The 22,686-nt window shown below is 73.3% G+C and carries 21 protein-coding genes; 9 read left to right on the forward strand and 12 right to left on the reverse strand.

What is annotated here, in order from left to right; translation table 11 throughout:
* Nucleotides 1–223: 223 nt before the first annotated feature.
* Nucleotides 224–1,393, forward strand: coding sequence for a steroid 3-ketoacyl-CoA thiolase (locus GGE06_RS03290; protein WP_116161247.1), 1,170 nt, complete (start codon nucleotides 224–226; stop codon nucleotides 1,391–1,393).
* On the opposite strand, the gene GGE06_RS03295 is transcribed toward GGE06_RS03290, so the two are convergent.
* The 7 genes from GGE06_RS03295 to GGE06_RS03325 form a co-directional block, all read right to left on the reverse strand.
* Nucleotides 1,377–2,483 (reverse strand): NAD(P)H-dependent flavin oxidoreductase, encoded by a 1,107-nt coding sequence (locus GGE06_RS03295; RefSeq protein WP_184929983.1) that lies wholly within the window; start codon nucleotides 2,481–2,483, stop codon nucleotides 1,377–1,379. The two genes, GGE06_RS03290 and GGE06_RS03295, sit on opposite strands and share 17 nt — an antisense overlap.
* 206 nt (nucleotides 2,484–2,689) lie before the next feature.
* The gene (locus GGE06_RS03300) at nucleotides 2,690–3,091 is read right to left on the reverse strand and encodes an aggregation-promoting factor C-terminal-like domain-containing protein (RefSeq protein ID WP_116161249.1); all 402 of its coding nucleotides are present in this window, start codon (nucleotides 3,089–3,091) and stop codon (nucleotides 2,690–2,692) included.
* A 298-nt stretch (nucleotides 3,092–3,389) separates the two neighbouring features.
* Nucleotides 3,390–4,256: an ECF transporter S component gene (locus GGE06_RS03305; protein WP_116161250.1), complete on the reverse strand. Its 867-nt coding sequence runs from the start codon at nucleotides 4,254–4,256 to the stop codon at nucleotides 3,390–3,392.
* Nucleotides 4,253–6,067, reverse strand: coding sequence for an ABC transporter ATP-binding protein (locus GGE06_RS03310; RefSeq protein WP_184929984.1), 1,815 nt, complete (start codon nucleotides 6,065–6,067; stop codon nucleotides 4,253–4,255). The genes GGE06_RS03305 and GGE06_RS03310 overlap by 4 nt, the downstream gene beginning before the upstream one ends.
* Complete coding sequence (locus GGE06_RS03315; protein ID WP_184929985.1) at nucleotides 6,064–7,200, reverse strand: energy-coupling factor transporter transmembrane component T family protein; 1,137 nt, start codon at nucleotides 7,198–7,200, stop codon at nucleotides 6,064–6,066. Before GGE06_RS03315 ends, GGE06_RS03310 begins: the two co-directional genes overlap by 4 nt.
* Nucleotides 7,176–7,838, reverse strand: coding sequence for an SCO2322 family protein (locus GGE06_RS03320; protein ID WP_116161253.1), 663 nt, complete (start codon nucleotides 7,836–7,838; stop codon nucleotides 7,176–7,178). The genes GGE06_RS03315 and GGE06_RS03320 overlap by 25 nt, the downstream gene beginning before the upstream one ends.
* 8 nt (nucleotides 7,839–7,846) lie before the next feature.
* A complete protein-coding gene (locus tag GGE06_RS03325; protein WP_184929986.1) occupies nucleotides 7,847–9,091 on the reverse strand; it encodes an SCO2321 family membrane protein in 1,245 nt (414 codons plus the stop codon).
* A gap of 379 nt (nucleotides 9,092–9,470) precedes the next feature.
* Between GGE06_RS03325 and GGE06_RS03330 the strand changes: the two genes are divergently transcribed.
* Entirely contained in the window at nucleotides 9,471–11,111 is a 1,641-nt protein-coding gene (locus GGE06_RS03330) for a serine/threonine-protein kinase (RefSeq protein WP_184929987.1), read from the forward strand.
* A 4-nt stretch (nucleotides 11,112–11,115) separates the two neighbouring features.
* On the opposite strand, the gene GGE06_RS03335 is transcribed toward GGE06_RS03330, so the two are convergent.
* Nucleotides 11,116–12,192 (reverse strand): Strvi_7410 family MBL fold metallo-hydrolase, encoded by a 1,077-nt coding sequence (locus tag GGE06_RS03335; protein WP_184929988.1) that lies wholly within the window; start codon nucleotides 12,190–12,192, stop codon nucleotides 11,116–11,118.
* Between the two features lie 122 nt (nucleotides 12,193–12,314).
* Here GGE06_RS03335 and GGE06_RS03340 point away from each other — a divergent pair, with 122 nt between their 5' ends.
* The 3 genes from GGE06_RS03340 (at nucleotide 12,315) to GGE06_RS03350 (ending at nucleotide 14,661) form a co-directional block, all read left to right on the forward strand.
* Complete coding sequence (locus tag GGE06_RS03340) at nucleotides 12,315–13,775, forward strand: aldehyde dehydrogenase (protein WP_116161257.1); 1,461 nt, start codon at nucleotides 12,315–12,317, stop codon at nucleotides 13,773–13,775.
* Nucleotides 13,775–14,008 (forward strand): ferredoxin, encoded by a 234-nt coding sequence (locus GGE06_RS03345; protein WP_116161258.1) that lies wholly within the window; start codon nucleotides 13,775–13,777, stop codon nucleotides 14,006–14,008. Before GGE06_RS03340 ends, GGE06_RS03345 begins: the two co-directional genes overlap by 1 nt.
* A gap of 101 nt (nucleotides 14,009–14,109) precedes the next feature.
* Complete coding sequence (locus GGE06_RS03350) at nucleotides 14,110–14,661, forward strand: hypothetical protein (protein ID WP_116161259.1); 552 nt, start codon at nucleotides 14,110–14,112, stop codon at nucleotides 14,659–14,661.
* Nucleotides 14,662–14,717: 56 nt separating this feature from the next.
* On the opposite strand, the gene GGE06_RS03355 is transcribed toward GGE06_RS03350, so the two are convergent.
* Entirely contained in the window at nucleotides 14,718–15,350 is a 633-nt protein-coding gene (locus tag GGE06_RS03355) for a TetR family transcriptional regulator (RefSeq protein ID WP_116161260.1), read from the reverse strand.
* Nucleotides 15,351–15,568: 218 nt separating this feature from the next.
* Here GGE06_RS03355 and GGE06_RS03360 point away from each other — a divergent pair, with 218 nt between their 5' ends.
* From GGE06_RS03360 to GGE06_RS03375, 4 genes are all read left to right on the forward strand, one after another.
* Complete coding sequence (locus GGE06_RS03360; RefSeq protein ID WP_116161261.1) at nucleotides 15,569–16,888, forward strand: glycosyltransferase family 4 protein; 1,320 nt, start codon at nucleotides 15,569–15,571, stop codon at nucleotides 16,886–16,888.
* A 148-nt stretch (nucleotides 16,889–17,036) separates the two neighbouring features.
* Nucleotides 17,037–17,798 carry a class I SAM-dependent methyltransferase gene (locus tag GGE06_RS03365; RefSeq protein WP_116161263.1) on the forward strand — a complete coding sequence of 254 codons (762 nt, stop codon included), beginning with the start codon at nucleotides 17,037–17,039 and terminating at the stop codon, nucleotides 17,796–17,798.
* On the forward strand, nucleotides 17,795–18,886 hold the full coding sequence (locus tag GGE06_RS03370) for a prenyltransferase/squalene oxidase repeat-containing protein (RefSeq protein WP_116161264.1): 1,092 nt from the start codon (nucleotides 17,795–17,797) through the stop codon (nucleotides 18,884–18,886). Before GGE06_RS03365 ends, GGE06_RS03370 begins: the two co-directional genes overlap by 4 nt.
* Before the next feature lie 83 nt (nucleotides 18,887–18,969).
* Nucleotides 18,970–19,518 (forward strand): hypothetical protein, encoded by a 549-nt coding sequence (locus GGE06_RS03375; RefSeq protein WP_116161265.1) that lies wholly within the window; start codon nucleotides 18,970–18,972, stop codon nucleotides 19,516–19,518.
* Here GGE06_RS03375 and GGE06_RS03380 read toward each other — a convergent pair.
* The 3 genes from GGE06_RS03380 to GGE06_RS03390 all read right to left on the reverse strand — a co-directional run bounded on the left by GGE06_RS03380 (nucleotide 19,515) and on the right by GGE06_RS03390 (nucleotide 22,520).
* Nucleotides 19,515–20,525 (reverse strand): LLM class F420-dependent oxidoreductase, encoded by a 1,011-nt coding sequence (locus GGE06_RS03380; RefSeq protein ID WP_116161266.1) that lies wholly within the window; start codon nucleotides 20,523–20,525, stop codon nucleotides 19,515–19,517. The genes GGE06_RS03375 and GGE06_RS03380 overlap by 4 nt on opposite strands.
* Nucleotides 20,526–20,639: 114 nt before the next feature.
* A complete protein-coding gene (locus GGE06_RS03385) occupies nucleotides 20,640–21,497 on the reverse strand; it encodes a hypothetical protein (protein ID WP_116161267.1) in 858 nt (285 codons plus the stop codon).
* A gap of 105 nt (nucleotides 21,498–21,602) precedes the next feature.
* Nucleotides 21,603–22,520: an N-acetylmuramoyl-L-alanine amidase gene (locus tag GGE06_RS03390; protein WP_184929989.1), complete on the reverse strand. Its 918-nt coding sequence runs from the start codon at nucleotides 22,518–22,520 to the stop codon at nucleotides 21,603–21,605.
* Nucleotides 22,521–22,686 lie beyond the last annotated feature (166 nt).

Consider the following 22,686-nt stretch of genomic DNA (forward strand, 5'->3'; position numbering starts at 1 on the left):
CACTCTCCATATCTGATGGACCATCAGAAGTTGCCGGGAAAGTTAGTAACGAGTTCTACAAGTAGCAAGGGGCGGAACGGGAACTGTTGCGTCCCGGACCCTTGCGTACCGGCGGTAGCAGTCATAAGACTGCACTCAGAACTAGAACGCGTACTAGTTCCCCCGTGACGCCGACCGACCGGGGTGCCGGGACACCCCGTCCGGTCGAGGAGAGGACGAGCTCATGGCCGCGGAACCCGTCATCGTCGAAGCCGTACGCACCCCCATCGGCAAGCGCGGAGGCGCGCTCGCCAACCTCCACCCCGCCTACCTCCTGGGCGAGACCTACCGCGAACTCCTCGGGCGCACCGGCATCCACGCCGACTGCGTCGAGCAGATCGTCGGCGGTACGGTCACCCACGCCGGCGAGCAGTCCATGAACCCGGCGCGCACCGCCTGGCTCACCATGGGCCTGCCCTACGAGACGGCCGCCACCACCGTCGACTGCCAGTGCGGCTCCTCCCAGCAGGCCAGCCACATGGTCGCCAACATGGTCGCGGCCGGCGTCATCGACATCGGGATCTCCTGCGGCGTCGAGGCCATGTCGCGCGTCCCGCTCGGCTCCGGCTCCAAGCACGGTCCCGGCAAACCGTTCCCCGACGAGTGGAACGTCGACCTGCCCAACCAGTTCGAGGCCGCCGAGCGCATCGCCCGCCGCCGCGGACTCACCCGCGAGCGCGTCGACTCCCTCGGCCTGCTCTCCCAGGAACGGGCCGCGGTCGCCTGGTCCGAGGAGCGCTTCAAGCGCGAGACCTTCGCCGTCCAGGTCCCCACCACGGAGGCCGAACAGGCCGCCGGGCAGGGCATGTGGCGGCTCGTCGACCGCGACGAGGGCCTGCGCGACACCACCATGGAGGGCCTGGGCCGCCTCAAGCCCGTCATGCCCACCGCCATCCACACCGCCGGGAACTCCTCGCAGATCTCCGACGGAGCCTCCGCCGTCATGTGGGCCTCCAAGCGCATGGCCCGCGCCCTGAAACTGAAGCCGCGCGCCCGGATCGTCGCCCAGGCCCTCGTCGGCGCCGACCCGCACTTCCACCTGGACGGGCCGGTCGACGCGACGCGCGCGGTCCTCGGCAAGGCCGGGATGTCGCTCAAGGACATCGACCTCGTCGAGATCAACGAGGCCTTCGCTTCGGTGGTGTTGAGCTGGGCGCAGGTCTTCGACCAGGACCTGGAGAAGGTCAACGTCAACGGCGGCGCCATCGCCCTCGGTCACCCCGTCGGCGCCACCGGCGCCCGGCTCATCGCCACCGCCCTGCACGAACTGGAGCGCACCGACAAGGAGTTCGCACTCATCACCATGTGCGCGGGCGGGGCGCTCGCGACCGGGACGATCATCCAGCGGCTCTGACCGCGCCCTCGACGAGGGCGGAGAGGTACGCGGCGGCCGAAGGCTCCCGCGCCAGCGCCGCCGCCTGGCCGGCCCAGAGGTTCACGTACTCGGGCCGGCCCCGCTCCGCCGCGGCCCGGCGGATCGGCCCCATCAGCGCGTTCTGCACGGGATACGGCGGTACGAGCTCCTCGTGGGCCGCCATCTCCCGGACGAAGCCGTTCGGGACGCCCCGCGCCGGGCGCCCCGAGAAGAGCCGGGTGAGCACGGTCGTCCGGGCCTGGGGGGTGCCGAGGACCCGCCGGTGCGCCTCGCTCGCCCCCGACTCGCGCGCGGCGAGGAAGCCGGTGCCGACCTGGACGGCGTCCGCGCCGAGCGCGAGCGCGGCGGCGACCCCGCGCCCGTCGGCGATCCCACCCGCCGCGACCACCGGGACCGTCACCGCGTCCGCCACCTGCGGGACGAGCGAGAAGGTGCCGACCAGGGACTCCCGTACGGGACGCAGGAACGCGCCCCGGTGGCCGCCCGCGTCGCTGCCCGAGGCGACGACCGCGTCCACCCCGGCCTCCTCCAGTGCCACCGCCTCCTCCACCGTCGTCGCCGTGCCGAGCACGACGATCCCGCGCCGCCGGGCCTCCGTGACCAGGCGCCGCGGCGGCAGGCCCATGACCAGGCTGATCACCGGCGGGGCGGCCGCGATCAGGGCGTCCAGCTGCGCGTCGAAGCCGGGCCGGGCCCGTACGTCCTCGGCGCTCGGCGGCCGGACCCCCAGCTCCTCGTAGTACGGGCGAAGCCGTTCGACGTGCCCGGCGAGCTCGGAGGCGGGGAGCTCGGCCCGCTCTCCCTCCTGTGGCACCCACAGGTTGACGGCGAAGGGGCGGCCGGTCGCGGCGCGGAGCCCGGCCACGAGCGCGGTGATCTCCTCGGGGGTGTGGACGTGCGCCCCGTACGAACCGAGGCCGCCGCCCTCGGAGACGGCGGCGGCCAGCTCGACGGAGGAGAGGCCCCCGCCGAAGGGGCCCTGGACGACGGGGAGCGGGATCCCGACGAGCTCGCCGAAGCGGCCGGGCGGGAGGGCGGGGGGTGCGAGGGGTGCGGGGTGTGCGGGCATGGGCCGCCTCCGGTGTCGCGGCGGACCGTCCGGTGGGGGCCGCCGATGCCGGGAACACTAGACGACACTAGACGACCGGTCTACTAAATCTTGCGAGAGCGCGAGAGGGAGAGCGCGAGAGGGAGAGCGGCGCGGAAAACGCCGCAGGCCCCGCCCCTCCGTGAGGAGGGCGGGGCCTTGCGGATGCGCGTTGCGGCAGGTGCTTCTTAGTACCAGCCGTTGGCCTGCCAGAACGCCCAGGCGGCGTTCGGGGAGCCGTAGCGCTCGTTCATGTAGTTGAGACCCCACTTGATCTGGGTGGCGGGGTTCGTCTTCCAGTCGGAACCGGCCGAGGCCATCTTGGAGGCCGGGAGGGCCTGGACCAGGCCGTAGGCGCCCGAGGAAGAGTTGGTGGCGGTGTGGTTCCAGCCGGACTCGTGCTCGACGATCTTGCTGAAGGACGCGAACTGCGCCGGCGGGACGATCTGGCGGGCGATCTCCTGCTCCGAGGCGGCCGAGGCCGAACCCGTCGTGCCCATCACCGCGGCCGACGTGCCGACGAGCACAGCGGCGGAGACAGCGAAGGTCTTCTTGTGGGCGTTGACACGAGTGGCGATCGAGCGGAACAAAACGTCTTACCTAACGTCGGGGACAAAGGTCGCGCCGGGCGCTTTCGGCATGCCGGAACCAGAGCCCGGGAGACCCGGGAACTGGGGGAACCGGCCTGCCGTGGCGCTCTCGGACGGGATGTCCTGAGCACCGGCTGCCTGGCGACGTCCACCAGAGAAGCAGGGTCGGAACGGCCGGGCAAGGACCCCCAGTACGAGGAAGGTTCGGACCCGGGGGGTCGGCGAAGGTGGGCGGGTGTGCGGTATTTCCGCAGGTCGTGGCCTGTTGTGGGATGGTTTGGCCAGGTCTGGCCGTCTACTATTTCGCCTCGTACGTGATGTACGTCCTGTGGGGCGCCTCACCCGGGGAGGCCTCTTCCGGGGCCTCGAATGTGACCTGGGCCTCGAAGTTCGCCCGCCGCGTGGCCCGCCGCAGCGCCTTCAGGAGCGTCCCGCCGACCGTGAGCGTCAGGACGACCGTCAGAACGGCACGGCCCAGGTCCCAGCCGAGGGAGGTGGCGAGGACGTACGCGAGGAAACGGACCAGGTTCTCGTGCACCGGATCCCCGGGCACGAAGGAGATCGCCTGACCGATGCCGCCGACCGTCACCCAGCCGTAGAGGTTGGTGACCGTGCCGTACGCGAACGCCGCCACGAATCCGTACGCGGACAGCATCAGCAGCTCCGACCGCCCCCGCAGCCTGTCCGGGCCCGGCAGCAGCCCCGCGCCCATCGCGAACCAGCCCATCGCCAGCATCTGCGTCGGCATCCACGGCCCCACACCGCCCGTGAGCAGCGCCGACGCGAACATCGTCACCGCACCCAGGACGAAACCGAAGCCCGGCCCGAGGACCCGGCCGCTCAGCACCATCAGGAAGAACATCGGCTCCAGACCGGCCGTCCCCGCCCCCAGCGGGCGCAGCGCCGCGCCCACCGCGGCGAGCACGCCCAGCATCGCCACCGCCTTCGCGTCCATCCCGCAGTCCGCGATCGTCGCCACGACGACCGCGATGAGGAGGGGGAGGAGCAGGGCGAAGAGCCAGGGGGCGTCGGCAGCGTGGTTCGTGACCGCCGCCGCCCTGTCGGCGAAGAGGGGCCAGCCGATCCCGATCAGACCGACGAGGGAGACGAGGAGGAGCGCGGCCACCGAGCGGGGGCCGAGGCGGACGGGACGTGCCGTCTTCACAGCGCCGCCTCCACCTGCTCGACCGTGAGCCACGGCTGCGGCGCCAGGATCTTCGCCACCTGCGGCGAGAATGCCGGCGAGGACACCACCACCTCGGCCGTCGGGCCGTCCGCGACCACCTCGCCGTCCGCGACGATCACCACCCGGTGCGCCAGCTCCGCCGCCAGCTCCACGTCGTGCGTCGCGAGCACGATCGCGTGCCCGTCCGCAGCGAGGGCCCTCAGGCGGGTCACGAGCCGGGCCTTCGCCGCGTAGTCCAGGCCGCGCGTCGGCTCGTCGAGCAGGAGCAGCGGGGGGCGGCCCGTCAGGACCACGGCCAGCGCGAGCGCCAGCCGCTGGCCCTCGGACAGGTCGCGGGGGTGCGTGTCGTCCGCGATCCCCGGCAGCAGCTCCTCCACCAGGGCCCGGCAGGTCCCCGGCTCCGCGCCCGCGTCCGCGTCGGCCGCCGCGCACTCGGCGGCGACGGTGTCCGCGTACAGGAGGTCCCTCGGCTCCTGCGGTACGAGGCCGACCTGGTGGATCAGGTCGCGGGGGTCGGTGGTGTGCGGGGCCCGGCCGGCGACCCGGACGCTGCCGGATGTCGGCTCGATCATGCCGACGAGGGTGGAGAGCAGGGTGGACTTGCCGGCGCCGTTGCGGCCCATGAGGGCGACGGTCTCGCCGGCTTCGACCTGGAGGTCGATGCGGCGGAGGGCCTCTACGCGGGCGCGGCGGACGGCGAGGTTCGTGACGTCCACGAGGGGAGCGGTGAGTGCAGGTGCGGGTGTGGGGCGGCGCCGTCGGAAGAGGGAGAAGCCCCCACCCCTCCCCCTACGCCCAAGGGCGTGGAGGGACCCCCACTTCCCGAAACCGGGGGCTCCGCCCTCGGACCCCCGCGCCTCAAACGCCGGCGGGGCTGGATTTCCAGCCCGTCCGGCGTCCGGGGCGGAGCCCCGGTCACGGGAAGGGGCTGGGTCGGGGAGAAGCCCTGCGGGGTCCCGTCCCGCGCGGTCCCGCTCAGCCAGTCGTCCTTCCAGCCGTTCCTTCAAGGCCTCAGCCCGCCGCCGCGCATCCCGCACCGTCAGCGGCAGCGGATCCCACCCCGCCACCCGCCCCAGCGCCACCACCGGCGGATGCACCGGCGAGACCGCCATGATCTCCGCCGGCGGGCCCATGACCGCCTCCGGCAGGAGGAGGACCTGGTCCGCGTACTGGACGACGCGCTCCAGGCGGTGTTCCGCGAGGAGGACCGTCGTGCCGAGGTCGTGGACCAGGCGCTGGAGGACCGCGAGGACGTCCTCCGCCGCCGAGGGGTCGAGTGCGGAGGTCGGTTCGTCGAGGACGAGGACCTTGGGGTGCGGGGTCAGGACGGAGCCGATCGCGACCCGCTGGCGCTGGCCGCCGGAGAGCGTGGCGATCGGGCGGTCGCGGAGCTCCGCGAGGCCCAGGAGGTCCAGGGTCTCCTCGACCCGGCGGCGCATCACGCCGGGCGCGAGGCCCAGGGACTCCATGCCGTACGCGAGCTCGTCCTCGACCGTGTCGGTGACGAAGTGCGCGGACGGATCCTGCCCCACCGTGCCCACCAGGTCGGCGAGCTCGCGCGGCGGATGCACGCGGGTGTCGCGGCCGTCGACCGTCACCCGCCCGGTCAGCGTGCCGCCCGTGAAGTGGGGGACGAGACCGGAGACCGCGCCGAGGAGCGTCGACTTGCCGACGCCCGAGGGGCCGACGAGGAGCACGAGCTCCCCCTCGGGGACGGTGAGGTCCACGTTCCGCAGGGTCGGCTCGGCGTCGTCCTCGTACCTCACGGAGACGTTCTCGAAGCGGATCACACGTTCTCCTTGGATACGGGTACGGGCGCCACGAACGCCGGCACCAGGCCCACCAGGACCGACACCGCCGGCCACAGCGGCAGCTCCGGCGCCTCCAGGGGGACGACCCCGGGGTGCAGCGCCTCGGGGGCGTACGCGTTCGCCCAGATCATCAGGGTCGCGACCGCCACCCCGGAGCCCGCGACCAGCCAGGCCCGCGCGCCCCAGCGGTCGGGCCGGTAGCGGGTGCGGACGGTCCTGCGGCCGCCGAGCCGGAGCCCGGCCATCGCGGCGACGAGCCCCGCGCCGAGCAGCGGGAGCCCGTACCCCGCGCCCTCCGCCGCGAGCAGCCCGTACGAGCCGGCGCACACGCCGAGGAGCCCGCCCAGGGTCAGGACGTTCGTGGTGCGCCGTACCGCCGCCGGGACCCGCGCCGTCCGCCCGTACCCGCGCGCGTCCATCGACGCGGCGACCGCGATCGACCGCTCAAGCGCCCCCTCCAGGACCGGCAGGCCGATCTGGAGCACCGCCCGCACCCCGCCCGTGGGTCGGCCGCGCAGCCGGCGGGCGGTCCGCAGCCGGGCCACGTCGGCGACCATGTTCGGCGCGAAGGTCATCGCCACGACGACGGCGACCCCCACCTCGTACAGCGCGCCCGGCAGCGACTTCAGCAGCCGCGCCGGGTTGGCGAGGGCGTTCGCGGCGCCCACGCAGATCAGCAGGGTCGCCAGCTTGGCGCCGTCGTACAGCGCGAACACCAGCTGCTCCGCCGTCACCCGGCCCCCGATCCGTACCCCTTGGGCCCAGTCGGGCAGCGGCACCTCGGGCAGCGTGAACAGCTCGTACGTACCGGGGATGGGGGAGCCGAGCAGCAGCGAGAACACCACCCGCAGGGCCACCACGAACAGGCCGAGCTTCACGAACGCGCCGTACGAGCGGGCCCAGGGCGCGTCCGTGCGCCGGGCCGCCACCACATAACCGGCCACCCCGACGAGCAGCCCGAGCAGCAGCGGGTTCGTGGTCCGGGAGGCGGCGACGGCCAGGCCGAGCGCCCACAGCCACCACGCGCCCGCGTGCAGGGCGTTGGCCCGGCTCGCCTCGGGGGCCGCGAGGACACGGACGGCGCCACTCATCGGCGCCGGCGGGCCTTCCATATCGCCGCCCCGCCGAGGGCCAGGACGGCCGCGCCGCCGGCGAGCACGCCGAAGGACGGCCCGCCGCCCTCGGAGGAGGCCTTCGCCTTCGAAGCGGTGGGCGCGGCGGGTGCGGCGGACGTCTTCTCCGTGACCTGCTCGCCGCAGCCCCGCGCCGGGTAGCCCGCGATCCCGCACAGCATGGCCGCGCTGTCGTACCGCAGCGGCTTCGCCACCGCGGCCAGCGCCTCCGCGCCCGTCGCGTCCTCGCGGACCTGCGCACAGCCGACCTCGATCAGCTTCTTCGGCGGGGTCTCGCCGGGCGGCGCGTCCAGCGGGCCGCCGAAGTCGACGACGACCGCGATCCGCTTCGTGCCGTCCTTCTTCTCCACGTCCCCGCAGATCCCGGGGAAGTCGGGGGCGACGGAGGGCCGGGACGTGTCGTCCGTGCCGTTGCTGATCGCGAACCGGAACCCGAGGGCGTCGCCGTCGGCGGGCCGGGCGGTCGCCGGGCCCTGCGTGGCGTACGTCCACGGCTTCCCGCCGGCGCTCTCCCAGAACGACCAGTAGCGGTAACCGGCCGCCTGCGCGGGGGCCGCCGCGACCGCCGTCAGGGTCAGGAGCGCCCCGGTCACGGCACCCGCGACCCGTATCGGCATGCGCCCGATCACTTCTTGCGGCCGCTCACGAAGAAGCCGATGCCCACGGCGAGGAGCGTACCGATGCCGATGATCCACCAGACGTCGAAGCCGGACTCGTCGTCGGTGGAGGAGGCGGAGGTGTCCGGGGCCTTCGGCGCGGGGCCGGTGGCGTTGAGCTGCTCGACCAGGTCGGTCGTGCCGAACCTGCGGGGGTCGGTCTCCGTCGAGCGGGCCGCCAGGATCAGCTGCGCGTACGCGGCCGGGCCGCCCTCCTTCGCCCAGGCCACGGAGTTCTTCTCCAGCCACGTCAGGGCCGGTTCGGCCTCCTTGGTGGCGCCGGCGGCGGCGAGCGCGACGACCGCGTCGGCGGTGTTGCCGATGTCGGGCTGCTCGGTGGTGTCGGTGGCGCCCGGCATGGGCGGCAGGGTGAGGTGGCCGGTCTTCGCGAGCGCCTTCGACAGGTAGGCGGCGCCGTTCAGCGCGGCCCGCCCGACGGTCGGCTTCGACAGGTCGGTGCAGGCCGGCGGCTGCTGGGGGGAGGCCTTGGTGGCGACGACGCTCTTGCCGAGCCCGGCGAGGGTCGCCGCCGCGGTGGCGTCGGCGTTGGCGAGGAGCTTGCCCGTCTTGTCCGGCTGGTACGCGAACGCTCCCGCGCCCTCCTTGTCCGAGCACGGCAGGGCGAACGTCAGGAGCGCGTCGTACGGGCTGCGGCCCTCGGCGGAGGTGAACGAGCCGGGGCGCACGCCGATCGCGGCGAGCGCGCCGATCACGACCGACGTGGAGTTGGCGTCGCTCGGGCCGCCGACGCCGTAGCCCCAGCCGCCGTCCTTGTTCTGCACGGTCCGCAGCCAGTCGGAACCGGCCTTGACGGCCTTGTCGATCGCGCTGGGGGCGGCGGCCTGGCCGCGCACGGCGCGGAGCGCCTGGACGGCGACGGCGGTGGCGTTGGTGTCCCGCATCGTCTTCTCGTCGCAGGGCTTCGACACGTCCGCGCGGTACGAGGCGAACGAGCCGTCCTCGCACTGCTGGCCGAGGAGCCAGCCCACGGCCTGGTCGGCGGGCTGGAAGCCGGTGCCGCGCTGGGCGAGGAAGGCGAGCGACTGGCGCCAGACACCGTCGTACGTCGGGTCCTTCGTGCCGTACAGGCCGGCCGGGAGGGTGCCGGTCGAGGGGGTCGGGGACGGCGCGGCGGCGGCCGGGAAGGCCGCTCCGGTGCCGAGCACGACTGCGGCGGCGGCGAGCGCGGCGGCGCCGCGGCGGACGGTGTTCATGGGGCCCTCTCCTGCGGCCGGGCACCGGCACGCCTCGGGGCACCAGGCTCCGGCTCCGTATTCCTCGACGGTGCCGGCGGTCACGTCCCGGGCGGGGCATTCCGACTCGCCGATCTCCGGGGAGACGGCTCACGGATCGGGGTATCCCCTGCTCGAGCGAAGCCGAGAGCTCGGGGAAGGGGCAGTGCCGGTTTCGCACCGGCTTCCCCCCGTACGGGCATGATGACGACGGGCCCACTCTACCGGCCCGTATGCGCGCCGCTCCGGGGTGGGAGGCGCCTCACACCGGGTGGGGAAGGACGCTCCCCGCGAGCCCGTCGCTGTGCCATGCTGACGCCGCCACGACACCACGACGACGGCGTCTTCACGGGGGTGCGGAATGCGGGCGTTGGCCGAGAGCGACCCGCGGACGGTCGGTCCCTACCGGCTCCTCCAGCGGCTGGGCGAGGGCGGCATGGGCCGCGTCTACCTGGGCCGCTCGCGCGGCGGCCGGACGGTCGCGCTGAAGGTGGTGCACGGCGCGCTCGCCGGTGACCCGGGCTTCCGGACGCGCTTCGCCCGCGAGGTGCGGGCCGCCCGGTCCTTACGCGGAGCCGGTACGGTCCCGGTCCTCGACGCCGACCCGGACGCGGAGGTGCCCTGGCTGGCCACCGCGTACGTGCCGGGTCCCGCGCTCTCCGAGGCCGTCCTGGCGCACGGCCCCCTCCCCGAACCGGCCCTCTGGCGGCTGCTCTCCGGCCTCGCGCACGCCCTCGACGGCGTGCACCGGGCGGGGCTCGTGCACCGGGACGTCAAGCCGTCGAACGTCCTGCTCTCGCTGTCGGGGCCCCTGCTCATCGACTTCGGCATCGCCCGCTCCGCCGACGAGACGGCCCTGACGGGGACGGGCCTGGTCGTCGGCTCACCCGGCTTCATGTCGCCCGAGCAGGCGGAGGGGCGGACGGTCGGGCCCGCGGCCGACCTCTTCTCGCTCGGCGCGGTGCTGGCCTTCGCGGCGACCGGGCGCGGGCCCTTCGGGGGCGGTTCGGTGGCGGAGCTGCTGTACCGGCTCGTCCACCACGAGCCCGATCTCGCCGGGGTGGAGGGGCCGTTCGCGGAGCTCGTACGGCGCTGCCTGGCCAAACGGCCGGAGGACCGCCCGCCGGTGACCGAGCTGACCGCGGCGGCGGACGCCCACCGGGAGGAGTCGGGGAGCTGGCTGCCGGCGCCGGTGGTCGCGGCGATCGCGCAGAAGGCGGAGGAACTGCTCAACACGGAGACGGAGTTCGAGCCGGAGCCGGACCGCGAGCCGGAGCCGGACCGCGAACGGGAGCGCGAGCCGGAGCGCGAGCCGGAGCGTGAGCCGGAGTCGGGGTCCGCTCCCGCGAGCGCCGATGCCCGTACGAGTACGCCTCCCACCGCCGTCACCACCGTCCTCCCGCAGCCGGCCCCGCCGCCCAGGACCGCCGTCCTGCCGTCCCGGGAGCCCGTCCGGGGTCCGGCCGCCGTGCCGCGGGCCCGGGCCTCCTCGACGGGGGTGCCGACCGCGCGGGAGCGGGCCGTGCGCGTGCTGACCACGGGTCTGGGGCGGCCGCTCCTCGGGATCCTCTACCTGGCGCCGATGGTCGCCTTCCTCGTCGGCGGGGTCGACCTCGTGCGGCGGGCGGAGGCGCACCCCTCGCTCTCCGACCAGGCGGGCGGCGCGTACCAGTGGGCGATGGACGACTGGTGGCGCCTGCCCGCGACGCTGCTCCTGATCGCCGCGACGGCCGGCCTCCAGGGCTACCGGCGGCGGCTGCTCACGGTGCCGCCCGGCCGGGTCAGGCTGTGGTCGGCCGGGATCGCCGTGTACTGGATCGCGCTGATCGCCGTACTGACCCTGCACCTCCTCTGGTTCCTTTTCGTCCACAACGGCTACGCCTCCTACGAGGACGGCGGGCAGCACTGGCTGTGGTGGGTGGCGGGCCCGGTGATGATCCTCGGCGGCGGCTTCTCACCGTTCGTCCTGGTCATGGCGGTCATCCGCCTGGTGAAGGCCTGAAGCCTCACACCGCGACGTACGTGACGGGGGCCGTGCCCGGCACCGGTTCCGCGCGTCCGAGCTTCACCAGGCGGCGGACGTGGGCCTCGGCCTCGCTGACGGCGATGTTGCGGGAGCCGTACGGGATCTGCTCCCAGGGGCGGTTCCACTCCATGCGCTCGGCGAGCTGCCAGGGCGTGAGCGGGGTGGCGAGGAGGGCGAGGAGGCCGGTGAGGCGTTCCTCGTGGTGGTCGAGGAGTTCTCGGACGCGGCCGGCGGCGTCGGTGAAGGCGTGCTGGTGTGCGGGGAGGACCTCGGCGACGCCGAGGCGGCCGATCCGTTCGAGGGAGTCGAGGTAGTCGCCGAGGGGGTCGGTCTCCGAGGGGGGTCCCCCCTGCTCGAACGAAGTTGAGAGCTTGGGGGACTCGTCGGGGTCTTCGTACAGGCCGATGTGCGGGGAGATCCCGGGCAGCAGGTGGTCGCCGGAGAAGAGCCGGCCGTGGCCGGGCAGCCGGGAGGGGTGCTCCTCCTCCAGGTGGAGGCAGACGTGCCCGGGGGTGTGGCCGGGGGTCCAGATGGCGCGCAGCCGGCGTCCGGCCAGGTCGAGGAGTTCGCCGGGGACGATCTCGCGGTCGGGGAGGGCCGAGCGGAGACCGGGCAGGGTCCGCATCCGGCCGGCGGCGCGGGCGGCCCGGAGCGGGGCGATGTGGTCCTCGGGGGCGCCGACGGCGGCGAGCTTGCGGGCGAGGTAGTCGAACCAGGTGCCGGGTTCGGACTCCCGGGTGCGGCGGACGACGGCCGTGTCGGCGGCGTGCATGGCGATCCAGGCGCCGGACTCCTCCCGGACCCGGCCGGAGAGGCCGTGGTGGTCGGGGTGGTGGTGGGTGATGACGACGCCGTGGACCTCCCGCACGGACAGCCCCAACGCGTCGAGCCCGCCGGTGAGTTCGTCCCAGGAGGCCGGGTCGTCCCAGCCGGTGTCGACGAGGACCGGGCCGCGGTCGGTGTCGAGGACGTGGACCAGGGTGTGGCCCAGCGGATTGTCCGGGATGGGCACCCGCAGGGACCAGACGCCACCGCCGTGCTCGGTCACCTGGGTCATGAGCGTCCTCGTCTCTGCGTACCGGTACGGCCATTGCCCACCATAACTAGAACTGGTATCAGTTCTGAAGCATCGTCAGGAAACCCAATGGTCCCATTCCATCTCCTCGGGAGGCAGCGGTCATGACCGAGCTTGTGGAGCACGGAAAGCTGTTCATCGGCGGGGAGTTGACCGACCCGCACGGCGACGCGGTCATCGAGGTGATCTCCCCGCACACCGAGCAGGTCATCGGCCGTGTCCCGCACGCCTCCGAGGCCGATGTCGACCGGGCCGTCGCCGTCGCCCGGCGGGCCTTCGACGAAGGGCCCTGGCCGCGGATGACGGTCGAGGAGCGGATCGCCGTCGTCACCCGCATCAAGGACGCGATCGCCGTGCGGTACGAGGAGATCGGCCGCTGCATCAGCGCGCAGAACGGCTCCCCGTACTCCTGGTCCGTCCTCGCCCAGGCGCTCGGCGCGATGATGGTCTGGGACGCGGCGATCACCGTCGCCCGGGACTTCCCGTACGAGGAGCGGCGCGGCGGCGTCCTCGGGCCGCTGCTCGTGCGGCGCGAGCCGGTCGGTGTCGTCGCGGCCGTCGTCCCGTGGAACGTGCCGCAGTTCACCGCCGCCGCCAAGCTGGGGCCCGCGCTGCTCGCGGGCTGCACGGTGGTCCTCAAGCCCTCGCCGGAGTCGCCCCTCGACTCGTACATCCTCGGCGAGATCGCGGCGGAGGCCGGGCTCCCCGAAGGGGTCCTGTCGATCCTGCCCGCCGACCGCGAGGTCAGCGAGTACCTCGTCGGGCACCCCGGCGTCGACAAGGTGTCCTTCACCGGCTCGGTCGCCGCCGGCAAGCGGGTCATGGAGGTCGCCTCCCGCAACCTCACCCGCGTCACCCTCGAACTGGGCGGGAAGTCGGCCGCGGTGATCCTGCCGGACGCCGACCTCGACACCGCCGTCGCCGGGATCGTCCCGGCCGCCTGGATGAACAACGGGCAGGCGTGCGTGGCCCAGACCCGGATCCTCGCGCCCCGCGCGCGGTACGAGGAGATCGCCGAGGCCTTCGCGGCGGCGGCCGGCGCGCTCGTCGTCGGCGACCCGCTCGACCCGGCCACCCAGGTCGGCCCGCTCGTCGCCCGGCGCCAGCAGCAGCGCTCCCTCGACTACATCGGGATCGGGCAGGCCGAGGGCGCCAAGGTCCTCACCGGCGGCGGACGTCCGGCCGGCCTGGAGCGCGGCTGGTACGTCGAGCCGACCCTCTTCGGCGACGTCGACAACTCCATGCGGATCGCCCGCGAGGAGATCTTCGGCCCGGTCATCTGCCTCCTGCCGTACGGGGACGAGGCCGAGGCCCTGCGGATCGCGAACGACTCCGACTTCGGGCTCAGCGGCAGCGTCTGGACCGGGGACGTGGAGCACGGCATCGACTTCGCCCGCTCCGTGCGCACCGGCACCTTCAACGTCAACACCTTCAGCCTCGACATGCTCGGCCCCTTCGGCGGCTACAAGAACTCCGGCGTGGGACGGGAGTTCGGCCCCGAGGGCTTCGGCGAGTACCTGGAGCACAAGATGATCCACCTGCCGGCCGGATACGGGGACGCGTGATGGGCGACCGCTGGCACGTCGAGGTCGACCGGAGCGTCTGCATCGGCTCCGGCATGTGCGTCAACCACGCCCCCGGCGGCTTCCGCCTCGACACGGCCCGCCAGTCCCATCCGGTGGAGCCGGAGACGGACGCGGGCGAACGCCTCCTCGCGGCGGCGGAGGGCTGCCCGGTGGAGGCCATCCTGATCACCCTGGCGGACGGAGGCGAGCCGGTGTTCCCGCCGGAGGAGTGACGGGGCGCGCCGGGTGGGACGGCACTGTCGTTCCCTTGTGCAAAACTGTGCCCCTTGGTACGGGGGCAAGAGGCCTTCGTGTGCGCTGATTTGGGAGTGTTGTGCGCAAGGCGAAGTGGGTGGCCGCGGCCGCCGGTGTGGTTCTGCTCGTCGCGGGCTGTGGCAGCGAGGGCGGCGCCGACAAGGGCGGTTCGTCCTCGGCCGGTTCCTCCTCGGCCGGTTCGGCCTCGACGGGCGGTTCCGGCGCGGGTGGTTCGAGCGACGAGAAGCTGGACGCCGCCGCGGTCACCAAGGAGTTGACGGACGCGGCGACGGAGGCCGGCTTCACGCAGGACTCCTCGGGCGAGCAGGTTCCGGCCGAGGCCAAGGACTGCATGGTCAGCTGGACGGCCGACGCCGAGAAGGCCGCGGACCCGGCCAAGTCGTACGCGGCCACGGTCGCGACGCTGACCGGGACCGGCTGGACCGAGGAGCGGAGCTCCGGGGTGGGCGGCTCGGTGATCAAGTCGCTGACCAAGAGCAGCTGGAAGCTCCAGGCCAGCAACCACTCGGCGGGCCCGCTGAAGCTCGTGATGTTCGTGGCCGTGGACAGCAGCCCGGAGTGCGCGGCGGTCCTCGCCAAGAGCAACGCCAAGGCGCAGCAGGGCTCCTGACGCCAGACCGCCCGCGCCCCCGGCGGCTCAACCGCCGGGGGCGCGGGCGGGACGCCTCAGGCCCGTGCCTCCGACGCCTCCGGCGCCGTCAGGTCGATCAGCCGGCAGACCGTCTCGATGTCGATCTTCACCTGTGCGATCGACGCGCGTCCGGACAGCCAGGTGATCAGCGCCGAGTGCCAGGTGTGCTCGATCACCCGGACCGCCGAGAGCTGGCCCGGGGTCGGGTGCTCCGCCCCCATCGCGTCCAGGATGATCGCGGTCGTCAGCCGGGAGACCGTGTCGACCTCGGGGCTCACGCTGCGGTCCGCGAAGGTCAGCGCCCGCACCATCGCGTCGGCGAGCTGTGGCTCCCGCTGGAGGGCCCGGAAGGCGCGCATCAGGGTCTCCGCGACCCGCTGCGCCGGGTCCGCGCCGGCGGGCGGCCGCTTCCGCAGCGTGGTGTGCATGTGCTGGAGCTGGTCCTGCATGGTCGCCACGAGCAGGTGGATCTTGGAGGGGAAGTACCGGTAGAGGGTGCCGAGGGCGACCCCCGCCGCCTCGGCGACCTCGCGCATCTGCACGGCGTCGAAGCCGCCCCTGGCGGCGAGCTGGGCGCTGGCGTTCAGGATGCGGCGGCGCCGTGCCTCCTGGCGTTCCGTGAGGGGCGGCGACGCCGGTCTGTGGTCCGCTCTGTCGACTGCGGTCATGTGGTCCCGTTCCGTGCGTCTTCCGTGCGGTGGGGAGCGACAGTATGGCGTCACGCCCGCCGTGGCGCGAATCACCTGTTCCGGCTCTCACGACGGAGCTACCTGCCGGTAGATTCTGTGCTCCTTGAAGGATCAAGAACGCTCAAGTCTGTAACTTGTTCTAGATTAGCGCGAGCGGTTACGCTCCGGCGAAACGTACGCTCGAAGGGGGTCGCGCAATGACCGCTGAGGCCATAGAGGCAAGCCCCCGGCAGGGCGTCACCGCTGCCGGTGACGGTCCGCTGCGGATCGCTCTCCTCACGTACAAGGGGAACCCGTTCTGTGGGGGCCAGGGCGTCTACGTCCGGCACCTGTCCCGTGAGCTCGCCCGCCTCGGGCACACCGTCGAGGTCATCGGCTCCCAGCCGTACCCGACGCTCGACGAGGGCGTGCCCCTCACCGAGATAGCCAGCCTCGACCTCTACCGCTCGCCGGACCCGTTCCGGACCCCGAAGCGCGAGGAGTACCGGGACTGGATCGACGCCCTCGAGGTCGCCACCATGTGGACCGGCGGCTTCCCCGAGCCGCTGACCTTCTCCCTGCGGGCCCGGCGCATGCTCGCCGCCCGCCGCGGCGACTTCGACGTCGTCCACGACAACCAGACCCTCGGGTACGGACTCCTCGGCGGCCCGCGCGCGATCGGCGCGCCGCTCGTCACCACGATCCACCACCCCATCACCGTCGACCGGCAGCTCGAGCTCGACGCCGCCGACGGCTGGAAGCGCCGCGCCTCCGTCCGCCGCTGGTACGCCTTCACCGGCATGCAGAAGAAGGTCGCCCGCCGGCTGCCGTCCGTGCTCACCGTCTCCGGCACCTCCCGCCAGGAGATCGTCGAGCACCTCGGCGTCCGCGAGGACCGCATCAAGGTCGTCCACATCGGCGCCGACACCGACCTCTGGTCCCCGGACCCGTCCGTCGCCGAGATCCCCGGCCGGATCGTCACCACCTCCAGCGCCGACGTCCCGCTCAAGGGCCTGGTCCACCTCGTCGAGGCGCTCGCCAAGCTCCGTACCGAGAACCCCGACGCGCACCTCGTCGTCGTCGGCAAGCGCGCCGAGGACGGGCCGGTCGCCCAGGCCATCGAGCGGTACGGGCTCGACGGCGCCGTCGAGTTCGTCAAGGGCATCAGCGACGCCGAGCTCGTCGACCTCTACCGGTCCGCGCAGGTCGCCTGCGTGCCCTCGCTGTACGAGGGGTTCTCGCTGCCGGCCGCGGAGGGCATGGCTACGGGGACCCCGCTGGTCGCCACGACGGGCGGGGCGATCCCCGAGGTCGCGGGGCCCGACGGGGAGACCTGCCTCGCGGTGCCGACCGGTGACGCGGGCGCGCTCGCCGCGGCGCTCGGCCGGATGCTCGGCGACGCGGAGCTGCGGGCGCGGCTCGGCCGGGCCGGTCGTGAGCGGGTCCTGGCCAATTTCACCTGGGCGCGGGCCGCGCAGGGGACGGCCGAGCTGTACCGGGAGGCCGTGGCCCGGCAGGGCACCGGAGTCCGTCGGTGATGCTCAGCCTCGTGTGCCGGGTGCGGCCCGGTGGGTGGGTTGTGCCCACCCTCCCCCAAGCTCTCGGCTCCGCTCGAGCAGGGGGGACCCCCATCGCCCCGGCGGAACGCCTGCCCACAACGTTCCTCAACCCCGAAAGCAGGGTCTCGTGCTGACCGTCGACTTCACTCGCTTCCCGCTCGCTCCCGGTGATCGTGTGCTCGATCTGGGCTGTGGCGCGGGGAGGCACGCCTTCGAGTGCTACCGGCGCGGTGCCCAGGTCGTGGCCCTCGACCAGAACGGCGAGGAGATCCGCGAGGTCGCCAAGTGGTTCGCCGCCATGAAGGAGGCCGGGGAGGCCCCCGCCGGCGCGACCGCGACCGCGATGGAGGGCGACGCCCTCAACCTGCCGTTCCCCGACGAGTCCTTCGACGTCGTCATCATCTCCGAGGTCATGGAGCACATCCCCGACGACAAGGGCGTGCTCGCCGAGATGGTCCGCGTCCTCAAGCCGGGCGGCCGGATCGCGATCACCGTGCCCCGGTACGGCCCCGAGAAGGTCTGCTGGGCGCTCTCCGACGAGTACCACGAGGTCGAGGGCGGCCACATCCGCATCTACAAGGCCGACGAGCTGCTCGGGAAGATCCGGCAGGCCGGCCTCAAGCCGTACGGCACGCACCACGCGCACGCGCTGCACTCGCCGTACTGGTGGCTGAAGTGCGCCTTCGGCGTCGACAACGACAAGGCGCTGCCGGTCCGCGCATACCACAAGCTCCTGGTCTGGGACATCATGAAGAAGCCCGCCCTGACCCGGGTCGCCGAGCAGCTGCTCAACCCGGTCGTCGGCAAGAGCTTCGTGGCGTACGCGACCAAGCCCCACCTCCCGAAGGCCGACCTCGCGAAGGCCGACACCGTGGACGCCGCCAAGTGACCTCTCCCGAGCGGATCGCGGAGCACCTCGTCCTGCCCGGGGTGCTCACCGCCGAGCAGGCCGCCGAGACCGTGGCCGGGATACTCGCGGTGCAGCGCGAGGACGGCGCCATCCCCTGGTTCCGCGGCCACCACCTGGACCCGTGGGACCACACCGAGGCCGCCATGGCGCTCGACGCGGCCGGCGAGCACGCCGCCGCGACCCGCGCCTACGAGTGGCTCGCCCGCCACCAGAACTCCGACGGCTCCTGGTACGCGGCCTACCACGACGGCGACCCCGAGCAGATCACCGACCGGAGCCGCGAGTCCAACTTCGTCGCGTACATCGCGGTCGGCGTCTGGCACCACTACCTGTCCACCGGCGACGACTCCTTCCTCGACCGGATGTGGCCCGCCGTCTACGCGGCCGTCGAGTTCGTCCTCGGGCTCCAGCAGCCCGGCGGCCAGATCGGCTGGAAGCGCGAGCCCGACGGCACCCCGGTGGGCGACGCCCTGCTCACCGGCAGCTCCTCGATCCACCAGGCACTGCGCTGCGCCCTCGCCATCGCCGAGGTCCGCGAGGAGGCGCAGCCCGACTGGGAGCTGGCCGCCGGGGCCCTCGGCCACGCGATCCGCCGGCACCCCGAGCGCTTCCTCGACAAGTCCCGCTACTCGATGGACTGGTACTACCCGGTCCTCGGCGGTGCGGTCACCGGGGCCGACGCGCGCGCCCGCATCGAGGCCGACTGGGACCGGTTCGTCGTCCCCGGCCTCGGCGTGCGCTGCGTCGTCCCGAACCCGTGGGTCACCGGCGGCGAGAGCTGCGAGCTCGCCCTCGCCCTCTGGGCGATGGGGGAGTCCGACCGGGCCCTGACGATCCTCCAGGACATCCAGCACCTGCGCGCCGGGAACGGCATGTACTGGACGGGGTACGTCTTCGAGGGCGCGACGGAGGCCGACAAGGCCGTGTGGCCCGAGGAGCAGACCGCCTGGACCGCGGGCTCGCTCCTCCTCGCGGTCGCGGCCCTCGGCGGCGAGGAGGCGACCGTCGCCGTCTTCGGCGGCGACCGCCTCCCCGCGGGTCTCGAACCGGACTGCTGCGGCAGCTGACCGGCCCCGTTCGGCGCCGCCCCGGTGGCGGGCGCCGCGGGGCCGGGTGAGGCTGGCGGGACCGTCGTCAGGGAGGTCCCGCCGTGCCCAGAGGTGTTTCACGCGGAGTCGTGGCGCTGCTGCTGTCCTGCACCCTGCTCCTGACCACCGCGGCGTGCAACGACGACACGAAGAGCACCAGCAGCGCCGCGACCCCGTCGGCCTCCGCGAGCTTCGAGCAGCAGAAGCTGGCGAAGACGCGGTTCGTGGCCAACGCCGGTCTGGCCGCGGGCGCCACGTACCAGTGGATCGTGAAGCCGTACCGCGCCGGCACGTTCAAGAAGGGCGCGGACGGGCGGACCTTCGCCCTGGTGAAGGCGGGCCTCGCGGCCGCGTTCACGTACAACCGGCTCAAGGCGGCGCTGAACAACGCCAAGGGCGACCCGCTGCTGTCGAAGGCGGTCGCGCCGCTCGCCGCGGGCATCGAGTCGCTCAAGGAGCTGGGGACGAAGCTCCGCAAGGGCGAGGTGGGCGACGCGGACGTCGGCGCCTTCGAGAACGTCATCAACAGCGTGAAGAACGCGGGGAAGAGCGCCGGCGCCGAGGTCGTGGACCAGGTGCCCAGCACCTCGCAACTGAGCGGCGGCAGCTAGGAGTTGAGCTCCGCGAGCAGACGGAGCGTGGCGGGGTCCGGTGCCGTGACGAGGAGGTCCGTCACCGGGCCCCGCCGCCATTCCTCCAGGCGCTCCGCGATCCGCCTCCGGGGCCCGACGAGCGAGATCTCGTCCGCGAAGGAGTCCGGTACGGCGAGCACGGCCTCCTCGCGCCGCCCGGCCGCGAACAGCTCCTGGATGCGGCGGGCCTCCTTCTCGTACCCCATGCGTCCCATCAGGTCGGCGTGGAAGTTCCGGGCCGCGTGCCCCATGCCGCCGATGTAGAAGCCCAGCATCGCCTTGACGGGGAGGAGTCCGGCCGCCACGTCCTCGCAGAGCCGCGCCCGGACCATGGGGGCGACCAGGAAGCCCTCGGGGAGCGCGTCCGGCAGGGCGTACACCTCGGACCAGCGGTCGGGCGTCCAGTAGAGGGGCAGCCAGCCGTCGGCGATGGCGAGGGTCTGCGCGATGTTCTTGGGGCCCTCGGCGCCGAGCAGGACGGGGACGTCGGCGCGCAGCGGGTGCGTGATCGGCTTGAGGGCCTTGCCGAGACCGGTGCCGTCGGGGCCGGTGTACGGGTGGGAGTGGTGGCGTCCGTCGAGCCGTACGGGGGCCTCGCGGCGCAGCACCTGGCGGACCACGTCCACGTACTCGCGGGTCGCGGTCAGGGGGGAGCGGGGGAAGGGGCGCCCGTACCAGCCCTCGACGACCTGCGGCCCGGACAGGCCGAGCCCGAGCAGCACGCGCCCGCCGGAGAGGTGGTCGAGGGTGAGTGCGTGCATCGCGGTGGTGGTGGGGGCGCGGGCGGCCATCTGCGCGACGGCGGTGCCGAGCCGGATGCGGCTGGTGTGGGCGGCGATCCAGGTCAGTGCGGTGAAGGCGTCGGAGCCCCAGGCCTCGGCGGTCCACACGGAGTCGTAGCCGAGCCGCTCGGCCTCGCGGGCGAGGTCGAGGTGGGCGGGGGAGGGGCCGCGGCCCCAGTAGCCGAGGGCGAGTCCGAGTCGCATGCCCCACATCCTTTCTGACGATCCGTCAGATACGTGTTGCGGGGACTGTACGGCAACGGCCCCCCGCCCGGAAGGGATTCCGGGCGGGGGGCCGTGCGCGGGATTCCGCGGGCGTCAGCCGCGCTGGATGCCCGTGGTGTCCTGGAGGACGCCGCGGCGGCCGTCCTGCGTCTGGGCCACCAGGGCCGGACCGCGCTGCTCGACCGCGAGGTACCAGGTACCCGGGGCCAGCTCGGCGATCGGCGCCTGCGAGCCGTCCTCCGCGTACAGCGGACGGGCGACCGGGACCGCGAACCAGAACGGCGCGAAGTCCGCGGCCGGCTGCGGCGCCGGGGCGGCCGCCTGCGGCTCGGGCTGGTGCACGGCCTGCGGCTGCGGGGCGGCGGCCTGCGCGCCGAACGGCTGGCCCGCACCCTGCGAGGGGTCCTGCGGCCCGCCGTACGGCTGCTGCTGCGCACCCGGGTAGCCGTAGCCGCCGGGGACGCCCGGCTGACCCGGCTGGCCGTGCTGCATGCCGTACGGCGACGGGGTCTGCGGCTTCGGCGCGCCGACGAGCGGGGCCTTGAGGGCGGGGACCAGCGGACCGGCGACGGCGGCACCGGCCACGGCCAGGGCGGCGATGAGGCCGAGGATCAGGCCGGCGCCGGCGTTCTCCGCCTCGAAGATCCACATGAGCAGCGTCCAGGCGGACACGATGGTGAACGAGGTGCCGACCTGGCCGAGCTCCAGGCCGACCACCTTGCGGGGCTCCGGCAGGGAGCGGGAGACGACGACGAGAGCGGCGCCGGCGATGCCGACGAAGAAGGTGCCCCAGCCGAGGTACGAGAACTCCCACGAGTTCGGAGTGTCGACCTTGTCGCAGATGGCGGCGCTGGCGTCACAGCCCGCGATGCCGAGGAACGAGGCGATGAACAGCACCACCGCTGCGCCGATCAGCACGCCATCGCCTCGGGTGAGGGAGCGGATATTCACGTAAGAGTCCTTCGTCGGGTCGTCGGTCGTCGCATCGGGGAGGCGTTCAGGTTCATGACACGGGGGCGGCCCCATGGTACGGAGCGAATCTATCGCCCGTCGGTTCTACCCCTTGAGGTAGGTGGCGATGCCGTCCGCCAGCCCCTGGGCCGCCTTCTGCCGCCACGTCGACGACGTGAACAGCTGTGCGTCCTTCGGGTCGCGCATGTTGCCGCACTCGACGAAGACCTTGGGGACGGTCGAGAGGTTGAGCCCGCCGAGGTCGTCCCGTACGTCCAACCCCGTACCGTCGCCGATGTAGTTGGCGGGCGAGGTGCCGGTGGCGCGCGCGAAGGTCTTCACGATTCCCTCGCCGAGGGTACGGGACGGGGCGACGATCTTCGCGGTGTCGGCGGTGCCCGCGCGCACCTTTGCGGGAAGGATCACATGGAAGCCGCGGTTGCCGGCGGCCGAACCGTCCGCGTGGACGGAGACGACGGCGTCGGCGCGGGCCGCGTTCCCGATCCGGGCCCGCTCGTCGATGCAGGGCCCCCAGGGGCGGTCGCCGTCATGGGTGAAGACGACCTCGGCACCGCGCGCGGTGAGGAGGTCCCGCAGGCGGCGTGAGACGTCGAGGGTGAAGGCGGCCTCGGTGTAGCCGGCGTTGGTGGAGGTGCCGGTGGTGTCGCACTCCTTGCGGTTCGTCCCGATGTTGACCTTTTGGTTGATTTCGGTGGAGTGACGGAAATTGCCGGAGTTGTGGCCGGGGTCGATGACGACGGTCCTCCCGGCGAGCGAGCGGCTCGCCTGAGCGGCGACCGGCGAGCGGGTGGGCCGGGGGGCGGCGGAGGGCGAGGCGAACGGCGGCCGCGACTGGGCTCCGCTCTCGCTCAGGGGCCCCTGGGTTCCCTGCGTTCCCTGGGCCTTCCCGCTCGATGACGAGGCCTGTGAGGTCGCGCACCCGGCGAGCGCGGCGCAGCAGCCCGCGGCGGCGAGGACGAGGGCGAGGGTACGGCGGGCGGTGTTCCGGTGGTCGTACGGCACCCCGCGACTTTAGGCCCTGGGCGGGGCGAAACGCCGTAGGGGTACGTCGCAGGTTCGTCACCGGCGTCACGGAACGGTGGACGCGTGTGGGCGAAGCGTGAAGGGTAGAGAAGGAGGGCGACGGTGGGGTGTCACCGCGCATGGACCACGAGGGGGAACCGTGGTG

This window comes from Streptomyces nymphaeiformis, from assembly GCF_014203895.1.
Lineage (GTDB): Bacteria > Actinomycetota > Actinomycetes > Streptomycetales > Streptomycetaceae > Streptomyces > Streptomyces nymphaeiformis.